Source organism: Streptomyces sp. SAI-127, assembly GCF_029894425.1.
In the GTDB taxonomy this organism is placed as follows: domain Bacteria; phylum Actinomycetota; class Actinomycetes; order Streptomycetales; family Streptomycetaceae; genus Streptomyces.
The window spans coordinates 1,450,304-1,471,315 of the sequence record NZ_JARXYJ010000001.1 but is presented as its reverse complement, the minus strand read 5'-3'; the positions used below and the strand labels follow the sequence as shown (position 1 = coordinate 1,471,315).

The window sequence follows — 21,012 nt, the reverse complement described above, 5'->3', positions numbered from 1 at the left end:
TTGACGCTCGTTACAGGGTCAGTACCTCCTCGCCCGCGATCGCCCACAACGGCGGAGGGGAAGCGGGCGGTTGTGCGCCGGTTTCCGTGATCGCCGGCCGGGACGGGCGGAGGGGCGGCAGAAGGACGGAGCTCTACGGGTAGCTGGTCAGATTGGCCACGTTGGTCGAGGAGTTGGACGGGCCACCGGTGCCGTTGACGACGTGCCGGATGGTGCCGGTGCCGCCGAGGGAGACCGTCACCATGCTCTGGAAGCGCACGCCCGCGGTGTCGGGCGCCTCGATGGCCCGTTCCGCGACCACGCCCGGGTTCACGTTGAAGTAGCAGTAACTGCCGAGGCCGTAGGCCTGGTGGCTGGTGACCGAGTCGGCGACCTTGTAGGCGGCGTAGCCCTGCGTGGAGCCGTTCGTCCAGGCCGCCTGGTTGGGCGGGTCGTACGGCATCTCGTTCTGGTAGAAGTACGTGCGGCCGCCGTTGCCGTTCCAGACGGTCTGGTACTTCTGGTAGTGCTCGACGAACAGGCCGTACGCCGTGACGTTGTCGCCGTTGACGATCAGGCCCGTGTCCGCGGTGTTGCTGGTCCAGCCGACGCCACTGCCGTGGTCGGCGCGCCAGATCCACATGTGGTCGCCGATGACGTTGTCGCTGTTGATCACGAGGCTGGTGGTCGCCTTGCCGACGCCCGCGCCGCCGACGCGGAAGTACACGTCGTGCAGGGAGGTCGGGTTCGCGGCGTGGGAGGCGGCGGAGCCGGTCGGCCCGACCTCCATCAGGGTGGGCGAGTTGGTGGTGCCCGCGTCGAAGAGGACGCCCGCGACCTTCACGCCGTCGACGTCGGCCACCTTCATCGCGGTGACGCCGTTGTCCGGGACGAACGTGGCGAGACCGAGGCCGAGTACGACGGTGTCGGCGCGGTTCACCTGGAGCGTCTGGTTCAGGTGGTACACGCCGGGGGTGACCAGGAGGTTCTTGCCCGCTGCCAGCGCCGCGTTGATGTCCGCGGCACTCGCGCCCGGCTTCACGACGTAGAAGGTGTCCAGGGCCAGGGAGCTGCCGGACGGGGAGCCGTTCGCCCAGCTGGTGCCGGTGGAGTTGGACCGCACGGACGGCACGAACACCTTGTAGGCGCCGTCGCCGTCGACGTAGAGGAAGGGCTTCTCCCGGCTGACCGGGGACTGCGCGACGGTGGTGTGGGGCGGGTTGGGGAAGCTGGTGCCCGGGACGCCCTGGCTGCCGACGAAGACCATGTTCCAGTTGGCGCCGGTCCAGCTGCCGAGCTGGGAGTTGCGGGTCAGCCACTGTTGCTGGCTGCCGGAGTCGACCTGTCCGTCGATCTTCGTGTCCGCGAGCAGGCCGCCGCTGGACCAGCCGTTGTCGTCGAGGGCGAGGTTGCCGCGCAGGTGCATCCGGCGGTACGCCGCCGCCTGCGATACCGCCCAACGGTCGCTGCCGTTCGTGGGGTTGACGGACAGGTTCTCGGCCCCGCGCCAGAAGTTCTGCGTCGCGTTGCCCTGGAACCAGTCGGCCTCGGCGTGCACGGCGCCGTTGACCGTGACCGAGTCCGGGCTCAGACCGAGCCCCGCGACCTGGGTGTAGAAGCCGACGTTGACGTCCGCGCTGTAGGAGCCGGGCTTGAACAGGACGGCGTAGCGCTGGGCGCCGAACTGGTTGGTCTCCTGCTGCTGGAAGATCGAGTTCAGCCGCGACTGGATCGTCGAGGACGGCATCGACGGGTCGAAGACGACCACGTTGGGCCCCAGGTCCGGGTCGGTGGCCGACTGGGCCACCGGGACCACCTGGAAGCGCTGGGCCGCGCTGCCGTTGCACGTGTACTGCACGAACTGCACGCTGTCGGCGGTGGAGGCACCCGGATCGTCCAGGCACTTGCCGCTGTTGCGGTTGACGAAGTGGTAGGCGCCGCCGCCCTCGTGGACGGGCAGCCACTGCTGGTTGGCGCCACCGCCGTAGGTCCAGAGGTGGACAGGAGCGTTGTCGGCGGTGGAGACGTCGGCCACGTCCACGACCTGGCCGGTGCTGTTGCGGTTGTCGATGCGGACGTAGCCGTCGCTCGTGGCGGTGAAGCTCCACTGCTGGGCCGTGGTGCTGTTGCACGCGTACTGCTGGACGACGGTTCCGTTGGAGGTGCCGGCCGACCTGGCGTCCAGACAGCGTCCGCTTGCCGCGTTCATGACAGTAGAAAACCCGGTGGGCAGCGCTGTGGCGGCATCGGCAGGCGTGGAGAGGGAGGTCAGGACAGACGCGGCGGCCACCGTGACGAGGGTGACGGCGCCGGATCTGCGGAGGCGCGTGAGGGTGTGCATGCGCAGAGCCCTTCGTGGGGGGTGAGGGTGTCGCGAGGTGTCTGGCTGACCCGTGAACCTAAAGGTATGGACCACTTACGTCAAGAGATGAAGTAAGGTTTGAGGGAAGGAGGTTGGCCTCATCGGTCACCCGCCGCGCTCAGAGGTCATGGGCGCCCTGATTGGGTGGCCGTCCGGGGGTACCCGGCCCGCATGAAGCTGCATATTCCTGGACACAAAGAGCACCACGCCAGCGACGAGGCTCCGGAACGCGAGGTTCCGCGCGCTGAGGAGATGGGCCCCGGGCCCGACGTGGAGCGGCGTGCGCCGGATACGCCCTCGCAGCTGCCGAAGCCGGCGTGGGGGGCCGTGCTGCGCGGCAGCCTGCGGGAGTTCAAGGACGACGAGCTGACCGACCGGGCCGCCGCGCTGACGTACTACGGCCTGCTGTCGCTCTTCCCGGCCCTGCTGGTCCTGGTGTCGATGCTCGGCCTGACCGGCAAGTCCGCCACGGACACGGTGCTGAACAACCTCAAGCAGTTCACTCCGGGATCCGCCCGCGACATCATCACCGGCGCCGTCGAGCAGCTGCAGAACAACGCGGGCGTCGGATCGGTCATGGCGATCGTCGGCATCGTCCTGGCGGTGTGGTCGGCATCCGGATACGTGGCCGCGTTCATCCGCGCGGCCAACCGGGTCTACGACATGCCGGAGGGCCGCCCGATCTGGAAGATCCTTCCGGTGCGGGTCGGCCTGACGGTCGTCCTGATGGTGCTCGCCGTCGTCAGCGCCCTGATCGTGGTCTTCACCGGCACTCTGGCCCGCAAGGCGGGAGGGGCGCTCGGCATCGGCGACACCGCCCTGACGGTGTGGTCGATCGCCAAGTGGCCCGTCCTGGTGGTCCTGGTCACGATCATGATCGCGCTCCTGTACTGGGCCACCCCGAACGCCAAGGTGAAGGGGTTCAGGTGGATCACCCCGGGCAGCTTCCTCGCCCTGGTCATCTGGCTGCTCGCGTCCGCGGGCTTCGCGTTCTACGTCGCCAACTTCGCCTCGTACAACAAGACCTACGGCACCATGGCCGGTGTCATCGTCTTCCTGATCTGGCTGTGGATCAGCAACCTGGCGATTCTTCTGGGCCTGGAGTTCGACGCCGAGACCGTCCGGCAGCGGGCGATCGCCGGCGGCCTTCCGCCCGACAAGGAGCCCTACACGGAGCCCCGTGACACCAGGAAGTGGGACGAGCAGGACCTGCGCCGGCTCGACGACTCGGGACCGGCGCGCAGCGGGTGACGGACTGAACCGGACTCGGACCGCCTATCTCGGGGAGCTTGGGGACAACCGCAGGACATGAGGTTGCCGACGGACATGCATGAGGTCGATCGGACTCTGACGCAGCGGGCGGCCGGCCGGATCCCGCCGGTCGTGGCCAAGGCGCTGTCGGCGGTGGAGGAGTCCGCGGAGAGCAGCAAGCTGTGGTGCGGTGCCGCTGCCGCGATGGCATGGCGGGGCGGGTGGCGGGGCCGCAGGGCGGCGGCCGCCGGAGTGGTGGCCATGGGGGTCGCCCAACTGGCGTCGAACGGCCTGTGCAAGCAACTGGCCGAGCGCCCCAGACCGCCCACGGAGTGGATCCCGCACGATGAGGTCGCCGACCGCCCCGACTCGTCCTCGTTCCCCTCCGGGCACACGGCGGCCGCGGTCGCCTTCACCGCCGCCGTCGCCCCCACCTGGCCGGCCGCGGGCGCGCTGTGCGCGGTGCCGACCGCTCTGGTGGCCGTGGAACGGGTGCAGTCGGGCGCCCACTACCCCAGCGATGTCGCCGCAGGTGCCGCCATCGGCCTGGCCGGCGCCTGGCTCACGCGCCATGCCGTCGCCCTGTTCCTGCGCCATTGGCCATAGGACGGGCCGACCCGGACCGACAGGGCACGGCTCTCAGCGCCCCGGCGCCGCCCCGCTGCTCGCGCGGACCACGAGGTCGACGGGGACGAGTGACTCGGGGTGCGGCGGTTGTGCCGAGTCGTCGATCCGGCTCAGCAGAAGCCGCAGGGACCGGGTGCCGATCTCCGCGAAGTCCGTGCGCACGGTGGTCAGCGGCGGCAGCAGATGCGCGGCCTCGGGGATGTCGTCGTAGCCCACCACGCTGATCTCGCCCGGCACCGAGCGTCCCGCCTCGTGGAAGGCGTGCAGGACTCCGAGGGCCATCTGGTCGTTGGACACGAACACCGCGGTGACGTCCGTACGCCGGGCCAGCCGGCGCCCCAGGTGGTAGCCGGAGTCGGCGCTCCAGTCGCCGAACAACGGCTCGGGGATGCGCGCACCGGCCGCCTCCAGCGTGGAGCGCCAGCTCGCCAGCCGGTGGTCGGCGGAGGTCCAGCCGCTCGGCCCCGCGATGTGCCAGACGGTCGGGTGGCCGAGCCCCAGCAGATGCTCGGTGGCCTTGCGGGCGCCCTTGCGCGAGTCGCCGGTGAGCCGCTCGGTCTCCGGGTCGAAGCCGTTCTCCAGCACCACCAGCGGGGTGTCGAACCGGGTGTCCGCCAGGGCGTGGCCCACCCACAGCTGCGGGGCGATGGCGATCACACCGTCCGCGCCCTCGGCCGAGAGCCGGTCGACTGCCTCGACGACCGTGTCGTGCTCGGCCGTGTCCAGGGCGATGGAGCTGAGCAGATAACCGGCCTCCTGGGCGGCGGTGTTGATCGCGGTCAGGATCGCGGACGGTCCGTAGCGCGCCGCGTCGAAGGTGATGACCCCGAGCATCCGGGTCCGCCCGCTGGCCAGCGACCGGGCGCTGCGGCTGGGCCGGTAGCCGAGGGTCCGCATCGCCGTCAGTACCGCCTCGCGGGTCTCGGGGCGGACCGACGGATGCTCGTTGAGCACACGGGAGACGGTCTGCTTGGAGACACCGGCCAGCCGGGCCACGTCGTCCATCACCGGGCGCGAGCCGGCGAAGTTGCGTCGGCTGCGCCCCTTGGGGACGGCTCCCTCGGCGGCGCTTGGGGTCATGGTGGCGGTTTCCTCGACGTGTGGTGGCGGTGGTACGGCGGTCCCGGCCCGCCCCGGCAGCACAGCTTAGGCGGGCCGGTCCCGAGGATCCGGCGGCGGCATCGGGCTCCGGGGCGGATCAGCCCGCCCGGACCGACCAGGTGTGCCTGGTGATCCACTCGGCGTGGGTGATGGCGGCCGTCCCCCGATCACCACGCGCCTGCTCCGGCAGATGCACCGGCGCCCCGGAGTGCAGGGGCAGCACCCGCAGCCGCAGACCCTCGGCCCGCAGGGTGTCGGCGGGCAGCCGGTCCAGGCCGATGTCCCATACCAGTCCCGAGCAGAACTGGTCGGCGACGAGCGTGTCTCCCACATACGCCCGCCCCACGTCCCCGCCCCAGTGCAGCCGCAGCAGCGTCCCGGGCGGCAGCGCGTCCGGCACCTCGACGCGGTACTCGGCGGCCACGGTGTCGAAGTGCTTGTCGGCCGGCGCGCTCGCCCGGCCCTGGACGCCGGTGACGGCCTCGGGGGCGGTCCCGGCGGCCCGGACCAGAGTGACCTCCACCGCGGAGCCCTCGCCGGCCGGCGCCTTCGGAACCGCGTAACGGGTGAACGCCCCGTCCGTGACCGCCTCCGCCGTCACCCCGTCCACCACGGGCGCCCGCCCGGGTGCGGGCAGCACGGCGAACGACGTCGCCGCCCCCGAACCGTGCAGCCGTACCTCGTCCCGGTCGAAGACCACACCGTCACCGCACAGCACCAGCCGCTCGGCACCCCAAGCCTCGCCCCGGTAGGCGGTACGGGCCGTCGCGGCGTCCAGCACCAGCAGCCCGACCCGCCCGCCGTCGTCGGTGTCCACCTCCACCAGGGCGTCGGTGCCGGGACGCAGCCCGGTCACCAGCAGCCGGTCGCCGACCGGGGTGACGTCACCGGTGGGCGTGTGCAGAGCCGACACCGTGGCCGTGTCCAGGGCGAGTTCGGGCGCGATGCCCTCCGTCGCGGCCAGCACCAGGACGGTACGGCCGTCGACGTCGACCGTGCACACCGGCTGGGCGGTGGCCCACTCCAGCCGCAGACCGGCCACGTCGAGACGCAGCGGCCAGCAGAAGTACGCGCCGCTCGGAACCGTGACAGGAACGCTGGGCAGGGTCAACTCGCCACCGGTGGACGGGAATTCCACCGTGAACGAGGTCTCCGGGTGCGCCGGGAGCTGTTCGTGCGGCTGGTGGTTGTTGACGAACAGGAAGCCCGAGGCGCCGTCACCGCGCACCGCCCAGCGCAGGGTGTCCCGGTCGAACTGCCCGTCCGGCCGCCGCTCGGGCAGCGCCGACTCCATGGGGGCGATCAGGTGCCCGAAGTCGGCCAACAGCAGTTGCTGGAGCCGGAGTTCGTGGTAAGTCCGCCGATACTGGCCGTACTCACCGAGCGGTGCCTGGAAGTCGTACGTCAGGACGGGCAGGTCGTTCGGATAGCCGGTGGCGTGCGACTCCTGCAGGGTGCTGAGCTCACCCGGCGGGTTCGTGCCGCCGTGGAACATGTAGAAGCCCTGCCAGACCGAGCCGCAGCCGATCTTGGTGAGGCCGAGTGCGCCGATGTCGTCGGGGTCGACGTACGGCCGACGGTGGTACGACACCGCCATGCCGCCGCCCAACTCGCAGGTGGCCCAGGGGAACCGGTCCGCGAAGGCATCGGGCTCGCTGCCCCGCACGCTGACCGGGCGCAGGTCGGATCCGATGCCCTCGTCGTCGCGCTGGTGGGTGAAGAAGAAGTGCTTGCGGCAGGTGTCGGGCCAGCCGCCGTCGGCCTCGGTCCAGAAGGCCTCGGTGTAGCCGCCGTAGAGCGGAAGCAGATCGTCCGGCGGGAGTCGGACACCGCCCCACGCGGTCGAGGTCCACAGGGGCGCGCTCAGGCCGGCCTCCTGGGCCATCCGCTTCAGCGTCAGCAGGTGGCCGGGCTGGTCGTAGAGCTCGTTCTCGATCTGGATCGCCACGATCGGGCCGCCGTGGGCCCGGTCGAGGCCGCTCAACTGCTCGGCGATCGCCGCGAACCAGGGGCGTACGGCGTCCAGGTACACCGGGTCGTCGGTGCGGGGTGCGCAGTCGCGGGCCAGGACCCAGTCGGGCAGGCCGCCGTTCCGGACCTCCGCGTGCGACCAGGGGCCGACGCGGGGGATGAAGTCCAGGTCGTGGCGGGCGCACAGCTCGGCGAAGCGGCGCAGGTCACGGTCGCCGTCGAAGCGGACGCGGCCCTCGATCTCCTCGTGGTGGATCCAGATGAGGTAACTGGCGACGGCGGTGACACCGCCCGCCTTCATCTTCAGCAGCTCCTCCTCCCACTCGTCGGCGGGGTAGCGGGAGTAGTGGAACTCACCGGAGACCGGGAACCAGGGCCGGCCGCCACGGGTGAGCCAACGGCTGGTCACTTCGATCGGGTCGGGCACCCCCGAGGCGTCCGCGAAGGGCAGGTGCCCGGTCAGCGGAGGCCCGGCGGGGGAGGGGAGGCGCAGGTGGTGAGGGTGGGACATCAGTCGATCTCCGGTCCGAGGTCGGGCGTGTCGGTGAGCTGGGCGCGCGTGCCGGTGGTGGCGTGCAGCTCCAGCAGGACCAGTTCGTTGGTGCCGGGGCGGAGGACGGGCGCGGGGACGTACAGGGTGTGCTGGGGACCCCGGTTCCAGTAACGGCCGAGATGGAACCCGTTGACCCAGGCCTGGCCCTTGGTCCAGCCGGGCAGGGCGAGGAAGGTGTCGGCCGGGGTGTCCACCTCGAAGGTGCCCCGGTGGAAGGCGGGTACGGCGTCCGTGGTCGCCTCGGAAGGGCCGAACGGCACGGCGGCCAGGTGGTCCAGGGGCACGGCCCGGCACTCCCAGCCGCGCAGTTCCGCGCCCTGGAAGGACACCGGACCGAGCAGCCCCTTGGGTGCCCCGATGCGCGGCCCGTAGTTGACGCCGCCCATGTTCTCCACGAGGACTTCGAGGACGGCACCGGTGTGCGGCACCCGCACGGACAGGGTCTCGTCGTGCCGTTCCCGCTCCAGTACGCCGACGGAGGCGCCGTCCACGAAGACCTGCGCGCGGTCGCCGACCCCGCCCGGGAAGTGCAACAGACCGTCGCCCGAGCCCGGAAGCGTGGTGCGGTAGAGCACGTAACCGGTGTGCACACCCAGTTCGTTCATCGTCACCGGGGCCTCGGTGCTCGTCGACGACAGCCCGCGGACGTACGGTAGCAGCGGCGCCCGGTGATCCAAGTGCACGTCGGTGAGCGGGAGTTTGGGGGCGGGTGAGGGCGCGTGTTCGTCGGGTGTGGCCGTGTGGCGGGCGATCACCTCGCGGAACGCGTGGTACTTGGGGCCGGGGTCACCGCTCTCGGTGAGCGGGGCGTCGTAGTCGTAGGACGTGACGGTGGGCTCGTAGGCGTGTTTGTGGTTGGCTCCGTTGGTGAAGCCGAAGTTGGTGCCGCCGTGGAACATGTAGATGTTCACCGAGGCCCCCGCCGCCAGCAGCCGGTCCAGGTCGGCCGCGGCGTCGGCGGCCGACCGTACGTGGTGCGGGCCGCCCCCAGTGGTCGAACCAGCCGATCCAGAACTCCGAGCACATCAGCGGGCCTTGGGGCTGGTGGGCGCGGAGCGCGGCCAGGTTCTCCTCGACCCGGCTGCCGAAGGTGACCGTGGCGAGCGTGCCCGGGAGGGTGCCGGCCGCCAGGTGCTCGGCGTTGGCCTGGTCGCAGGTGTACAGCAGTTCCTCGACGCCGCGGTCCCTTAGCGCCTGCTGGACGTGCTTGAGATAGGCGGTGTCGTCGCCGTACGCCCCGTACTCGTTCTCCACCTGGACGGCGATCACCGGGCCGCCGTGCGCGGCCATGAACGGCCGTAGGGCGGGCAGGAGTCGGTCGAGGTAGCCGTCGAACGCCGCCGTGAAACGGGGGTCGCTGCTGCGCAGCCGGATGCCGGGGTCCGCGAGCAGCCAGGCGGGCAGACCGCCGTCGTCCCACTCGGCGCAGATGAACGGCCCCGGGCGCAGCAGGACCTGCAGACCCTCCTCCTGGGCGAGGCGCAGCCAGCGGGGCAGATCGAGGAAGCCGTCCAGGACCAGGGTGCCGGGTTCGGGCTCGTGGAGGTTCCACGGCAGATACGTCTCGATCGTGTTGAGGCCCATCAGACGGGCCTTGCGCAGCCGGTCGGCCCACTGGTCGGGATGGGTCCGGAAGTAGTGCATGGCCCCGGAGATGATCCGGAACGGCTCGCCGTGCAGGAGGAAACCGTCGGAGGACGTCGTCAGAGCGGGCATGCGGGGCACCCTTCGAGTCAGCGGGAGTTCAGCGGGTGGGTCCGGGTACTGCGGATGAGCCAGAGCGTGGCGGCGAGACACAGCGCGGAGACACCGCTCAGCAGAAGCGGAACGGCCCGGATCCCGGACCATTCGATGGCCTTGCCCAGCGCCGGGCCGGCCGCCACACCGCCGATCATCGAGGCGGCTATGACCAGCGCGCCGGCGCGACGGGCGCCGGGGGCGGCCCGGTGCAGCCAGGGCAGACCGGTGGGGAAGATCGGCGCGATGAACAGACCGACACCGGCATACGCGTACGGCGCCAACTCCCCTACGGACGCCAGCAGAAGACAGACCGTCATACCCGCGCAGGACACGGTGATGATGGCCTGTGCCGAGAACCGCAGCGCGATCGGGGCGACCAGGAAGCGGCCCACCGTCATCATCAGCCAGTAGACGGAGGTGGCGGTCGCGGCCACCCCGGCGCCGTATCCCACGGTCTGCAGATGGGTGGGCTCCCAGCCGCCGACGCCCGCTTCGATGCCCACGTGCAGGACGTACAGGGCGACGAACACGGAGAGCACCGAGGCCAGGCTGCGGCCGAGAGCGCCGGGGGACTCGGGAGCCGTGCCGGACGGCTGTGGCGCCCGGTCCCGTACGCCCTTCAGGCACAGCAGCAACGGCAGGTTGACGAGCGCGAAGCCGAGGAAGACCGCCGCATAGTGCCCGGCACCCACCACACCGATCAGCGCCGGACCGAGGATCGCGCCCACGCCGAAGTGCGCGTTGAGGATGTTCAGCATCGCGGTGGAACGGTGGCCGAAGCCGACCGCGAACAGCTGGTTCAGGCCGTAGTCGATGCCGCCGAAGCCGAGCCCGGCGAGCAGCGCGGCGGTCAGGGCGGTGGGCCAGTTCGGCGCGAGCGCGAAGCCTGCCGCGCCGAGCGCCATCAGCAGGTACGAGGCGCCCAGGATCCGCCGGTCGCCGATCCGGCCGAAGAGCCGGTCGAACAGCAGGACACCGGCGACCCCGCCCACGAAATGGGCGCTGAGACCGAGTCCCGCTCCCGAGGGAGACAACCCGAACTCCTCGCGGAACGCGGGGATCGCCGGGCCGTACAGCGCCTGGAGCGCGCCGATGAGCACGAACCCGACGCAGGAGGCGACCACGGCGGCCGGGCTGAAGACCGGAGTGCGCGGGGGCGCCAGTGTGGAGGACATGGACGTTGATGTTACCGGTAACATCCCGACGGTCAAGATCCACGGACAAATGGAGAAGGAGGGGTGATGCTGGACTGGCGGTCCAGCGATTGGACTGCTAGTCTAGGTGGACTGTCGGAGGTGGGAGGACGCGATGGAGGCCGAGCGGGACGCGATCATCACCGCACTCACATCGGTCGTCGACGGGATCGCGGCGACCTTCGGGCCGGTGTGCGAGGTCGTGCTGCACGACTACCGCAGGCCGGAGACCTCGGTCGTGGCCATCGCCGGCTCGGTGACCGGGCGCAGGGTCGGCGGGGCGATGAGCGAGATCGGCATGCGGATGGTCGCCCGTGGCGACGAGGCGGCCGACGAGCTGAACTACGTCACCCGGACCGACGCCGGCAAGCTGGTCAAGTCGTCGACGATGCTGCTGCGGGACTCATCGGGCGCGGTCTTCGGCGCGCTGTGCGTCAATGTCGACGTCACCGCGGCGAGCGAGGTCCACGCCCTGCTGGGAGCCCTGGCCGGGAGCGGCACGGCCCCCGAGGAGCCGCCCGTCACCACCTTCGGTGACGACATCGACTCCGTCGTCGACGTCATGCTCGACGCGCACCGGCATCAGTCGTGGGCGCTGCTCGACCGTGCCGGGCGCCTGGACCTGTTCCGCAGCCTGGACGACCGGGGCGTGTTCGCGGTCCGGCGGGCGATCGAGCAGGTGGCAGGACGGCTCGGGATCTCGCGCGCCTCCGCCTACAGCTACCTCTCCCAGTCCCGGAAACAGGCGAACACTGGAGGGCACTCGTGACGACCACCACCCCGCCGGTCACCCTGGACGACGTCCAGGACGCGGCCACCCGGCTCAAAGGCGTCGCACACCGCACACCGGTGCTGCGCTCACGGACCCTCGACGCGCTGGTCGGCGCCGAGGTCTTCCTCAAGTGCGAGAACTTCCAGCGGGTCGGAGCCTTCAAGTTCCGCGGCGCCTACAACGCGGCCTCCCGGCTGACCTCGGACCAGCTCGCCCGGGGCATCGCCGCCTTCTCCTCCGGTAACCACGCCCAGGCCGTCGCCCTGGCCGCCCGTGAGCTCGGCACCACCGCGGTGATCGTCATGCCCGAGGACGCCCCACGCTCCAAGCGGGCGGCCACCGAGGGCTACGGCGCCGAGATCGTCACGTACGACCGCTACACCGGCGACCGCGAGGCCATTGCCGAGGCCCTGGCCGCCGAGCGGGGCCTGGCACTCATCCCTCCGTACGAACACCCGCACGTGATGGCGGGACAGGGCACAGCCGCTCTCGAACTCCTGGAGGAGACGGGCGAGTTGGGAGCGCTGGTCACGCCGGTCGGAGGCGGCGGACTGATGGCGGGCAGCGCGACCGCCGCCAAGGGCCTGCACCCGGGTATCCGCATGGTCGGCGTGGAGCCGGAGGCCGGCGACGACACCAAGCGGTCCCTGGAGGCGGGGCGGCGCGTCAGCATCCCGGTACCGAAGACCATCGCCGACGGGCAGGCCCTGCACACACCGGGCGAGCTGACCTTCTCGGTGAACCGGCGGCTGGTCGACGAGATCGTGCTGGTCTCCGACGACGAGATCCGCGACGCCATGCGGTTCGCCTTCGAGCGGCTGAAGATCGTCGTCGAGCCGAGCGGCGCGACCCCGCTGGCCGCCCTGCTCGGCGGCCGGGTGGGCGGCCTGCCGGACCGGGTCGGTGTGATCGTCTCCGGCGGCAATGTCGACGCGGAGCGCTTCGCGCGGCTCTGTGCGGGCGGGGGCTGAGGGGGCGGGGTCTGGGCGGGCAGGTCTGGGCGGGCGTCCTCACTCGAATGGCAGGCCGGACCGGACAGGCGGACGATGGAGTGGTGGGGCCAGGCCACCGCCGGTGCCGTCCAGGCAGGGCGGGAGACGGAGACCGGCCCCGGCCGTACCGAAACACGGCCGGAAGGGAGAGCCGTCATGTTTGAGGTGAAGACGCTCGACAAGCCGGACGAGCGCCGCGATTTCCCGCGGGGCCACCTCGAAGCGGTCCACATGAGCGGACTGGACTTCGCCGTGGGCACCTTCGAACCGGGCTGGCGCTGGTCCGAGTCCGTGGCACCCATCGCGGGCACCAAGAGCTGCGAGGTCCACCACAACGGCTATGTGGTCCAGGGCCGCATGCGCATAGCCATGGACGACGGTGGCGAGGGCGAACTGGGCCCCGGCGACATCTTCGTGGTGGCACCCGGACACGACGCCTGGGTCGTCGGCGACGAGCAGTGCGTGGTCTACGACTTCGCGGGCGGCATGGCGAAGGACTACGCCAAGGGCAAGTGAGCCACACCCGCTCCGTACCGTCACCTCACACGGTGACGACGATCTTCGCGCGTGCGTGCTCCACCTCCAGATGCCGGATGGCCTCGGCCGCCTCGCCGAGCGGATACGTCCGCTCGACGGCCGGGGCGATCTTCCCTGCCTCGGCGAGTTCCCGCAGGGCCGCGAGGTTCTCCTTGCGTGCCTTCGCCGGGAGTTGGAGCACCCGTTGCCGGACGAAGGGGGAGAGGAGCAGTCCCCGCAGCGTGAGCCGCACGGGGCCGAGGAGGCTGCCGCCCTCGTACACGCCCCCGCCGGACAGGACGACCGTTCCGGCGGGAGTCGTCGCGCGCCGCAGATCGCCCAGTGAACGATTGCCCACCAGGTCCAGTACGACGTCGTAGCGGCGTCCGGCGCGGGCGAAGTCCTCCCTGGTGTAGTCGACGACCTGGTCCGCCCCGAGCGACCCGACGAGTTCGACATTGCGCGCGCTGCACACAGCGGTCACCTCGGCGCCGTACGCCTTCGCGATCTGTATGGCGAAGGTGCCCACGCCGCCCGACGCGCCGTTCACCAGGACGGACTGCCCGGCCCGGAGCCCGGCCACGTCCCGCAGCCCGATGAGCGCGGTGTTGGCGGCCAGCGGCATCGCGGCCGCCTGCTCGAAGGAGAGGCCGGCGGGCTTGAGGTCCGTCTCGCTGTCCTTGGCACACACGAACTCGGCGAACGTCCCGTCCGCCTCGCCGTACACCTCGTCGCCCGGATGCAGCCCCTTGACCCGGTCACCGACCGCCTCGACGCGGCCGGCGAAGTCCCGGCCCCTGATCCGCACCTTCGGCGCGCGCGGTCCGAACGCCAGCCGGGCGATCTTCGGGTCGCCGCGCAGGTAGTGCCAGTCGTAGGCGTTCACCGAGGCCGCGTGCACCCGGACGAGCACCTCGTCGGCGGCCGGCACCGGCTGCTCGACCTCCCTCAGCTCCAGTGTGTCCGCCGAGCCGTACCGGTCCTGGACGACTGCCTTCATGGGACCCCCTCCGTCGTTTCGGAGCGTAGGGAAGAGGCCTCGCCTTGCCATCGGAAACCGATCGGTCTACTCTGCTGACGTAGGTAAACCGATCAGTTTCCCGATGCTCCTGGAGACTCGCATGACCACCATCGAAGGTTCCGTCGCCCTGGTCACCGGCGGCAGCCGCGGCATCGGCCGGGCCCTGGTGACGACCCTGTACGAGCGCGGCGCGAAGAAGGTGTACGCCACCGCCCGCGACCCGCGGACCGTCACGCACCCCGACGCCGTCCCGCTGGCGCTCGAGGTGAGCGACGCGGCCTCCGTCGCGGCCGCCGCCGCACAGGCCCAGGACGTCACCCTGCTGATCAACAACGCGGGCGCGTCCGTGAAGGCCGGCTTCCTGGACTCCCCCGTCGAGGACGTCCGCCGCGAGTTCGAGACCAACTTCTACGGCCCGCTCCTCGTCACCCGGGCCTTCGTCCCGGTCATCGAGCGCAACGGCGGCGGCCACATCCTGAACGTCCACTCGGTGCTGTCGTGGCTCGGCATCGCCGGCTCCTACAGCGCGTCCAAGGCCGCCCTGTGGTCGCAGACCAACTCCCTGCGCCTGGACCTGAGGCCGCGCGGCATCGGGGTCACCGGCCTGCACGTCGGGTACGTCGACACCGACATGACCGCGAAGATCGACGCCCCGAAGGTCACCCCCGAGAGCGTGGCCGCACAGGCCCTCGACGGCATCGAGTCCGGCGCCCACGAGGTGCTCGCCGACGACCTGTCCCGACAGGTGAAGGCAGGACTAGCCGCCGACCTCGCCACGCTGTACCCGCAGTTGGCGGCCTGAACCGACCGCGTATCGGCCCGCCGTCTTCCGGACGTCCTGGCTCGGGCCCCCGGCTCGGCCGGCCCTGGGCGGTGATGGCATGGGTGTCGGTGTGGGTGAGCCTGCGTGGAGTTCGGCGGTGGTCATCGGGGCCGCGGGTGAGGGTCGCGGGTCGGTGGGTCCGGGACTTGTTCCGCGCCTGGCGCACAGGTGTCGCCCGCGCGCCCGCGTTCGGGTTCGGGTCCCTGGCTCGGCCGGCCCTGGGCGGTGATGGCATGGGTGTCGGTGTGGGTGAGCCTGCGTGGAGTTCGGCGGTGGTCATCGGGGCCGCGGGTGAGGGTCGCGGGTCGGTGGGTCCGGGACTTGTTCCGCGCCTGGCGCACAGGTGTCGCCCGCGCGCCCGCGTTCGGGTTCGGGTCCCTGGCTCGGCCGGCCCTGGGCGGTGATGGCATGGGTGTCGGTGTGGGTGAGCCTGCGTGGAGTTCGGCGGTGGTCATCGGGGCCGCGGGTGAGGGTCGCGGGTCGGTGGGTCCGGGACTTGTTCCGCGCCTGGCGCACAGGTGTCGCCCGCGCGCCCGCGTTCGGGTTCGGGTCCCTGGCTCGGCCGGCCCTGGGTGGTGATGGCATGGGTGTCGGTGTGGGTGACCTGGGAGCCGTGCCCGCGGTCGCGTCCCCGGCGCGAGTGGTCAGGGCGGCGATCGTACGGGCGTCGGTGTGGGCGACCTGCGCGGAGTCCGGTGGCGGTCATCGGGACCTCCGGTGAGGGTTGCCGGTCGGTGGCGTCGGGACCTACTCCGCGCCCGGTGCGTGGTACCCGGCGATCGTGAGCCGGGCCTCGCGGGTGGCGGCCATGGCCGTGAGCTTCCCGGCGCCGGCCCCGGGTCAGATCGGCAGCAGTCGTCCCACCAGCGCGCTGAGCTGGCGGGCATTGCGGCACTCGTGCATCTCCACCGACTCGGCGTACTCGTACGCGGCCGAGTCGCCCGTGCCCCACTGCGCACGCGCCTCCGGGTTCAACCAGTAGACACGGCGTGCCCGTTCGGTGATCTCCCGTACGGCGGGCAGGTTCGGGTCGCTCATGTTGGTGCGGGCGTCACCGAGCACGAACACCGTCGTGCGCGGGCTCAGCGCATCCCGGTACAGCGACGCGAACTCGCCGAGCGCCACGCCGTAGTCGCTGCTGCCGTGCCACCCCGTCAGCGTGGCCTCGGCCCGGATGCGGGCGCCGAGCCCCTCCGGGTCGGCCGCGCCGTGTTCGAGGAGCCGGGTGATCTCGTCGAGCCGGTTGACGAAGGCGAACACCCGCACCTTGCTGAACTGGTCGTGCAGCGCCTGCACCAGCAGCATCGTGAAGTCCGAGAACCCCGACACCGAGCCCGACACATCGCACAGCAGCACCAGTTCGGGCCGGGCCGGCCTGCGTCGCCGCAGTACCGGTTTCATCGGCACCCCGCCCGTGGACAACGAACCGCGCAGAGTCCGCCGTAGATCGATACTGCCCCGCGCGGCACGGCGGCGACGGGCCGCGAGCCGGGTGGCGAGCTTGCGGGCCAACGGCTGCACCGTGCGCCGCAGTTCGGCCAGCCGGTCCTTCCCGGCGAACAGGAAGTCGACCCGGTCCGTCGTCGGGGCCACCGCCCGCCGCGCGATCTCGTCCCTGCCCCGCCGTTCGGCGACCCGCCGCCGGGCCTCCGCCGCCACCAGCGCGCGGAACGCCTCGATGCGCCGCCGGAGCTCGTCCTCAAGGAGCCGGTCCGTGAACCCGGACATGCCCTGTTGCCCCCGGACGTCGTCGCGGACGCGCGCGAGCAGCGTCTGCGGGCGCAGCCGGTCGAGGGTCTGGTACGACGACCAGCCGTCCGACGCGGGCGAGTTGCCGTATCCGCCGAACCCGTCCACGGCCTCCACCGCCAGCCGGGCCATCAGGGTCTCGTCGTTCGCGGCGAGGGCCTTGGCGAGGCGCTCGCGCAGGTCGTCCGGGTCCCCGGAGGTCTCTTCGGGGGCGCCGACGCCCCGCGGGAAGTACAGGTCGAAGACCGGGTCGAACACCTGCCGTTGGGCCGTGCCGTGCAGCAGCGTCGCCGCCAGGCCCTCCCGCAGCCGCTCCCGGTCCGCGAGGCCCAGCGCCTCGACCGCCTGGGCCGCGTCCACGGTCTCACCGGTCCCGATCCGGACACCGTGCGCGCGCAGAGCGCCGACCAGGGAGGTGAGCCGCTCGGCGGTGCTCACACCGCGTCCAGGTCGAGCTTGGCCCCCGCCTTGAGGATGTCGTCCTGGTGCTTGAGCAGCACACCCAGACTGTCCCGTACGACCGTCTCGTCGAGATGGTCCGCGCCGAGCGCGAGCAGCGTCCGCGCCCAGTCGATGGTCTCCGCGACCGAGGGCACCTTGCGCAGGTCCATGGCCCTGAGCGCCCCCACGACCCGGACCACGGACTTCGCCAGCGCCTCGTCCAGGCCCGGCACCCGCAGCCGTACGATCCGCCGCTCCAGCTCCTCCTCGGGGAACCCGATGTGCAGGAACAGGCAGCGGCGGCGCAGGGCCTCCGACAGTTCGCGGCTGGCGTTGGAGGTGAGGACGACGAAGGGACGGCGGGACGCGGTGATCGTGCCCAGCTCGGGGACCGTGACCTGGAAGTCGCTGAGCACCTCGAGCAGCAGGCCCTCGACCTCGACGTCCGCCTTGTCGGTCTCGTCGATCAGCAGCACCTTGGGCTCGTCGCCGCGGATCGCCGTGAGCAGGGGCCGGGAGAGCAGGAACTCCTCGCTGAAGATGTCCGTGCGCGCCTCGTCCCACGTCTCGTCGCGCCCCGCGCTGATCCGCAGGAGCTGCTTGGCGTGGTTCCACTCGTACAACGCCCGGGACTCGTCCACACCCTCGTAGCACTGCAACCGGACCAGCCGGGCCCGCGCGACCTCGGCCACGGCCTTGGCCAGCTCCGTCTTGCCCACCCCGGCGGGGCCCTCGACCAGGAGCGGCTTGCCGAGGCGGTCAGCGAGAAAGACGGTGGTCGCGACCGCGGGCGAGGCGAGGTAGCCGGTCTCGGCGAGGCGTGCGGAGACGTCGTCGACGGATGTGAACAGCAACGGGGCCTCCTGCGCGGCGCGAACAAATGTCCGCCAACTATCTAAGCGCTTGTTCACCCGTTCTGTCACGTGGTGCGAGAGGCCGCAGCAGGAAGGGGGGCGTCACCGAAGTGACGCCCCCCGACCGGTGCTCCTCACGCTGCCGAGCCCACCGCCTCCACCGCCGGAGTGCGCAGCACCCTGCGGGCCGTGACCAGGCCTGTCCCGATCGTCGCGGCCGCCGCGATCGACGCCACCGCCAGCCAGATGCCGAGGCCCTGGTGGGGCAGTACCGAGTCGGTGCGCACGACCGTGAACGGAATGATTCCGGCCAGCGCCGCCACCGTGCCGAAGCACAGACCGACGGCCGTGAGGACCAGACCTTCCACGCCCACCGTGCCCAGCACCTGCCCCGGGGTCGCCCCGGCGAGGCGCTGCTGCCCGAACTCCCGGCCGCGGTAAGTCGTCGCCGCGTACAGCGAGTTGACCAGCATCACGCAGACGAACACCACGATGATGCCGACGACCGTGAGGTTCAGCGTCTGAAGGTTCTTCGCGTCGACGGTCCGGACCGCGCCCGAGGCCCTCATGGCGTCGCTCTCCACACCCTGCATGTACAGCGTGGCGACGGACACCGCCGTGAACAGGATCAGCGACATCAGGATCCCGGACAGGTGGTCCGCCCGCCGGCGCAGGTTCCGCACGGCCAGCCAGCCGCTCGGACCGGTCAGCGGCAACCGGTCCAGGACACCCTTCAGCAGCCGCGGCGCGAGCAGCGCGAACCCCACGGACAGCAGGATCGCCCCGTACGCCGGTGTCGCCATGAGCGCCTCGTCCGTCGCCGAGAAGGCGAAGGTGGAGGTCACCGACACGGCACCGGTGCCGAGAGCCGCGTACGCGAGGAACGTCCGCGCCCGGCCGCGCGGTGGGCGTGTGCGCGTGGCCCGCCGTACGGCGAGGAAGGCGGCGCCCGCCGCGGCGATGAGCGTGATGTCGACACCCGACAGCAGCGCGACGGGGCCGAAGGAGTGGTCGACCGAGCCGGCGACCTGCCCGCTGTCCTGGAAGGCTTCCAGCAGGGCCTGTCCGCCGAGCATCGCCGGACCGATCGCCAGCACCGCACCGATCAGGGCGACGGCCACGGCCTCACCCACCACCATCCGCCTGATCTGCCCCGGAGTCGCCCCCGAGCAGCGCAGCAGCTCCAGCTCACCCGCGCGCTGGCGGACGTTGACCGTCAGCGTCGAGGCCACGGCGAAGAACACCAGGAGGGTGCCGTAGCCGCCGACGACACTCGCCGACATGGTCAGCGTGTCCGAGCTCACCGGGTCCACGCCCGGCCGGCCCGCCGTGTCGTACAGCGAGTTGAACGTCATGATGATCCCCGCGCCCAGGAAGGCGGCCAGCAGTGTCGCGAGGAACCGTCCGGGCCGTTGCCCTATCGACCGCATCGCCAGCATGAACATCGCTCACACCTCCGCTGTCACGTCGTCGCCCAGGTGCGCGAGGCGCTCGGCCACCGCGTCCGGTGTCGGTGCGTCCATCCGGCCCACGAGCCGGCCGTCCGCCAGGAACACCACGGAGTCGGCGTAGGAGGCGGCGACCGGGTCGTGGGTCACCATCACCACGGTCCGGCCGTGCACCCGCACCGCCTCCCGGAGCAGCCGCAGCACGTCCCGCGCACTACGGGTGTCCAGGGCGCCCGTCGGCTCGTCCGCGAAGATCACCCGAGGGTCCGTGACCAGAGCGCGGGCGATGGCGACCCGCTGCTTCTGACCGCCGGAGAGCTGGTCGGGACGATGGCCGAGGCGGTCGCCGAGCCCGACGGAGGTGAGGACCTCCTCCGCCCTCCTCCGGTCGACCTTCCGGCCCGCGAGCTTCAGCGGCAGCACCGTGTTCTGCGCGACCGTCAGCGTCTCCAGCAGGTTGTACTGCTGGAACACGAATCCGACCCGCCCACGCCGGAACCTCGTCAGCTCCGCCTCGCCCCCGCCCGTCAGCTCCGTGCCGTCCACCCGCACGATCCCGCTGTCCGGCCGGTCGAGACCGGCCGCGCACTGCAGCAGCGTGGACTTGCCGGACCCGGACGGCCCCATCACCGCGGTGAAGGTGCCCCGGCCGAGGCTCAGCGTGATCCCGTCCAGGGCGGTCACGGCACTGTCGTCGGTGCCGTAGGTCCTGCTGACCTTCACCAGCCGCAGCGCCTCGTCGGCGGGTCCCGTGTCCTGCCTGCGTCGTGAGCCTGTGCGAAACATCGTCGTCCCCCTTTGTCCGGCACGCCGTGTGCCCTGCTCAAGAAGCTACGGAGCCGCGGGCCGGGGCACATGGGGCGCAGAACCCGTCTTCCGGGGTGTATTCAGTGACACCCCCGCACGGATACGGCAGGGTTGATCGCCATGACCGACGGAACAGCCTGGCTCGCCGAGGCCCAGTCCATCGCCTACGGCGGCTACAGCGTGGTGATCGCCCCCGACCTCGAGTCGGAATCGCTGGCGAGAAGGATCGCCGAGACCGCCCGGGGTCCGTACCGGCCCCGCCCCATAGGGGAGTTGACCGGCCGTCAGGTGCAGGACCTGCTGGAAGGCCTCTACGGAGGAGTTTCCGAGGGCATCGCCCTGCGCCACGGCGAGCTCGACGAGTGGTCCTACGTCATCAAGTACGGCGGCTGGCAGGGCGAGTTCGGCTCCGCCGGCCGACCGGTCGACCGGGGCGGGCTGCACGTCTTCCACCTGGAGTACGAGGAGGAGAACGGCAGGCCGGTGCCCCCGCGCTTCACCTACCGCCACGACGAGAACCTGATGTGCGCGTTCAACCTGTACCTCGACGGCAGCTGGGCCCAGGGCAGTCCCGAGGGTGACTCCGAGGTGGCCGCCGTCGTCCAGGAACGGCTCACTGCTGCCGGACTGCCCGACGACGAGCTGGACCGCCGGGCCGTGCACCGGGCCTGCCTTGAGGTCATCCAAGGGCACTTCGGCCTCACTCTGCCCCGCGAGCGGATCCTGGAGGACACCCTGCCGACGCTTCTGCTGACCGCACCGTGACCCACGGACGCCGACGGCGGTCGGCGTTGTCAGTGCGGCGCTGTACG

Annotated in this window: 16 protein-coding genes and 1 pseudogene; 7 read left to right on the top strand and 10 right to left on the bottom strand. The window is 71.4% G+C overall.

The genetic code is table 11. The annotated features are described in order from the left end of the window. Nucleotides 1-133 precede the first annotated feature (133 nt). A complete protein-coding gene (locus tag M2157_RS07005; protein WP_280864758.1) occupies nt 134-2,320 on the bottom strand; it encodes an RICIN domain-containing protein in 2,187 nt (728 codons plus the stop codon). 192 nt (nt 2,321-2,512) lie between these two features. On the opposite strand from M2157_RS07005, the gene M2157_RS07000 reads away from it, so the two are divergent. After that, nucleotides 2,513-3,592, top strand: coding sequence for a YihY/virulence factor BrkB family protein (locus tag M2157_RS07000; protein WP_280864757.1), 1,080 nt, complete (start codon nt 2,513-2,515; stop codon nt 3,590-3,592). A gap of 57 nt (nt 3,593-3,649) precedes the next feature. Next, nucleotides 3,650-4,198, top strand: coding sequence for a phosphatase PAP2 family protein (locus tag M2157_RS06995; RefSeq protein WP_280864756.1), 549 nt, complete (start codon nt 3,650-3,652; stop codon nt 4,196-4,198). A 33-nt stretch (nt 4,199-4,231) separates the two neighbouring features. Here the strand turns inward: M2157_RS06995 and M2157_RS06990 are convergent, their stop codons facing one another. From M2157_RS06990 to M2157_RS06975, 4 genes and pseudogenes are all read right to left on the bottom strand, one after another. Further along, nucleotides 4,232-5,299, bottom strand: a complete 1,068-nt coding sequence (locus tag M2157_RS06990) for a LacI family DNA-binding transcriptional regulator (protein ID WP_280864755.1) — start codon at nt 5,297-5,299, stop codon at nt 4,232-4,234. A 118-nt stretch (nt 5,300-5,417) separates the two neighbouring features. Continuing rightward, nucleotides 5,418-7,802, bottom strand: a complete 2,385-nt coding sequence (locus M2157_RS06985; protein WP_280864754.1) for a beta-galactosidase — start codon at nt 7,800-7,802, stop codon at nt 5,418-5,420. Further along, nucleotides 7,802-9,560 (bottom strand): annotated as a pseudogene (locus M2157_RS06980) (beta-galactosidase). Before M2157_RS06980 ends, M2157_RS06985 begins: the two are co-directional and overlap by 1 nt. Nucleotides 9,561-9,577: 17 nt before the next feature. Further along, nucleotides 9,578-10,759, bottom strand: a complete 1,182-nt coding sequence (locus tag M2157_RS06975; protein ID WP_280864753.1) for an MFS transporter — start codon at nt 10,757-10,759, stop codon at nt 9,578-9,580. 133 nt (nt 10,760-10,892) lie between these two features. Between M2157_RS06975 and M2157_RS06970 the strand changes: the two genes are divergently transcribed. The 3 genes from M2157_RS06970 to M2157_RS06960 all read left to right on the top strand — a co-directional run bounded on the left by M2157_RS06970 (nt 10,893) and on the right by M2157_RS06960 (nt 13,057). After that, nucleotides 10,893-11,546: a PAS domain-containing protein gene (locus tag M2157_RS06970; RefSeq protein WP_280864752.1), complete on the top strand. Its 654-nt coding sequence runs from the start codon at nt 10,893-10,895 to the stop codon at nt 11,544-11,546. Further along, a complete protein-coding gene (locus tag M2157_RS06965; protein ID WP_280864751.1) occupies nt 11,543-12,520 on the top strand; it encodes a threo-3-hydroxy-L-aspartate ammonia-lyase in 978 nt (325 codons plus the stop codon). Before M2157_RS06970 ends, M2157_RS06965 begins: the two co-directional genes overlap by 4 nt. 177 nt (nt 12,521-12,697) lie before the next feature. Then, nucleotides 12,698-13,057, top strand: coding sequence for a cupin domain-containing protein (locus tag M2157_RS06960; RefSeq protein WP_059204310.1), 360 nt, complete (start codon nt 12,698-12,700; stop codon nt 13,055-13,057). Nucleotides 13,058-13,082: 25 nt separating this feature from the next. On the opposite strand, the gene M2157_RS06955 is transcribed toward M2157_RS06960, so the two are convergent. After that, on the bottom strand, nt 13,083-14,057 hold the full coding sequence (locus tag M2157_RS06955) for an NAD(P)-dependent alcohol dehydrogenase (protein ID WP_280860913.1): 975 nt from the start codon (nt 14,055-14,057) through the stop codon (nt 13,083-13,085). A gap of 121 nt (nt 14,058-14,178) precedes the next feature. On the opposite strand from M2157_RS06955, the gene M2157_RS06950 reads away from it, so the two are divergent. Next, entirely contained in the window at nt 14,179-14,880 is a 702-nt protein-coding gene (locus tag M2157_RS06950; protein WP_280864750.1) for an SDR family oxidoreductase, read from the top strand. Nucleotides 14,881-15,741: 861 nt separating this feature from the next. Here M2157_RS06950 and M2157_RS06945 read toward each other — a convergent pair. The 4 genes from M2157_RS06945 to M2157_RS06930 all read right to left on the bottom strand — a co-directional run bounded on the left by M2157_RS06945 (nt 15,742) and on the right by M2157_RS06930 (nt 20,179). After that, nucleotides 15,742-17,088, bottom strand: coding sequence for a VWA domain-containing protein (locus M2157_RS06945; RefSeq protein ID WP_280864749.1), 1,347 nt, complete (start codon nt 17,086-17,088; stop codon nt 15,742-15,744). Next, nucleotides 17,085-17,942 (bottom strand): MoxR family ATPase, encoded by an 858-nt coding sequence (locus M2157_RS06940; protein ID WP_266514782.1) that lies wholly within the window; start codon nt 17,940-17,942, stop codon nt 17,085-17,087. Before M2157_RS06940 ends, M2157_RS06945 begins: the two co-directional genes overlap by 4 nt. A 137-nt stretch (nt 17,943-18,079) precedes the next feature. Further along, nucleotides 18,080-19,390, bottom strand: coding sequence for an ABC transporter permease (locus M2157_RS06935; RefSeq protein WP_280864748.1), 1,311 nt, complete (start codon nt 19,388-19,390; stop codon nt 18,080-18,082). A gap of 3 nt (nt 19,391-19,393) precedes the next feature. Further along, on the bottom strand, nt 19,394-20,179 hold the full coding sequence (locus M2157_RS06930; RefSeq protein WP_280860908.1) for an ABC transporter ATP-binding protein: 786 nt from the start codon (nt 20,177-20,179) through the stop codon (nt 19,394-19,396). A gap of 141 nt (nt 20,180-20,320) precedes the next feature. Here M2157_RS06930 and M2157_RS06925 point away from each other — a divergent pair, with 141 nt between their 5' ends. Next, nucleotides 20,321-20,965, top strand: a complete 645-nt coding sequence (locus M2157_RS06925; RefSeq protein ID WP_280864747.1) for a hypothetical protein — start codon at nt 20,321-20,323, stop codon at nt 20,963-20,965. Nucleotides 20,966-21,012: the final 47 nt, after the last annotated feature.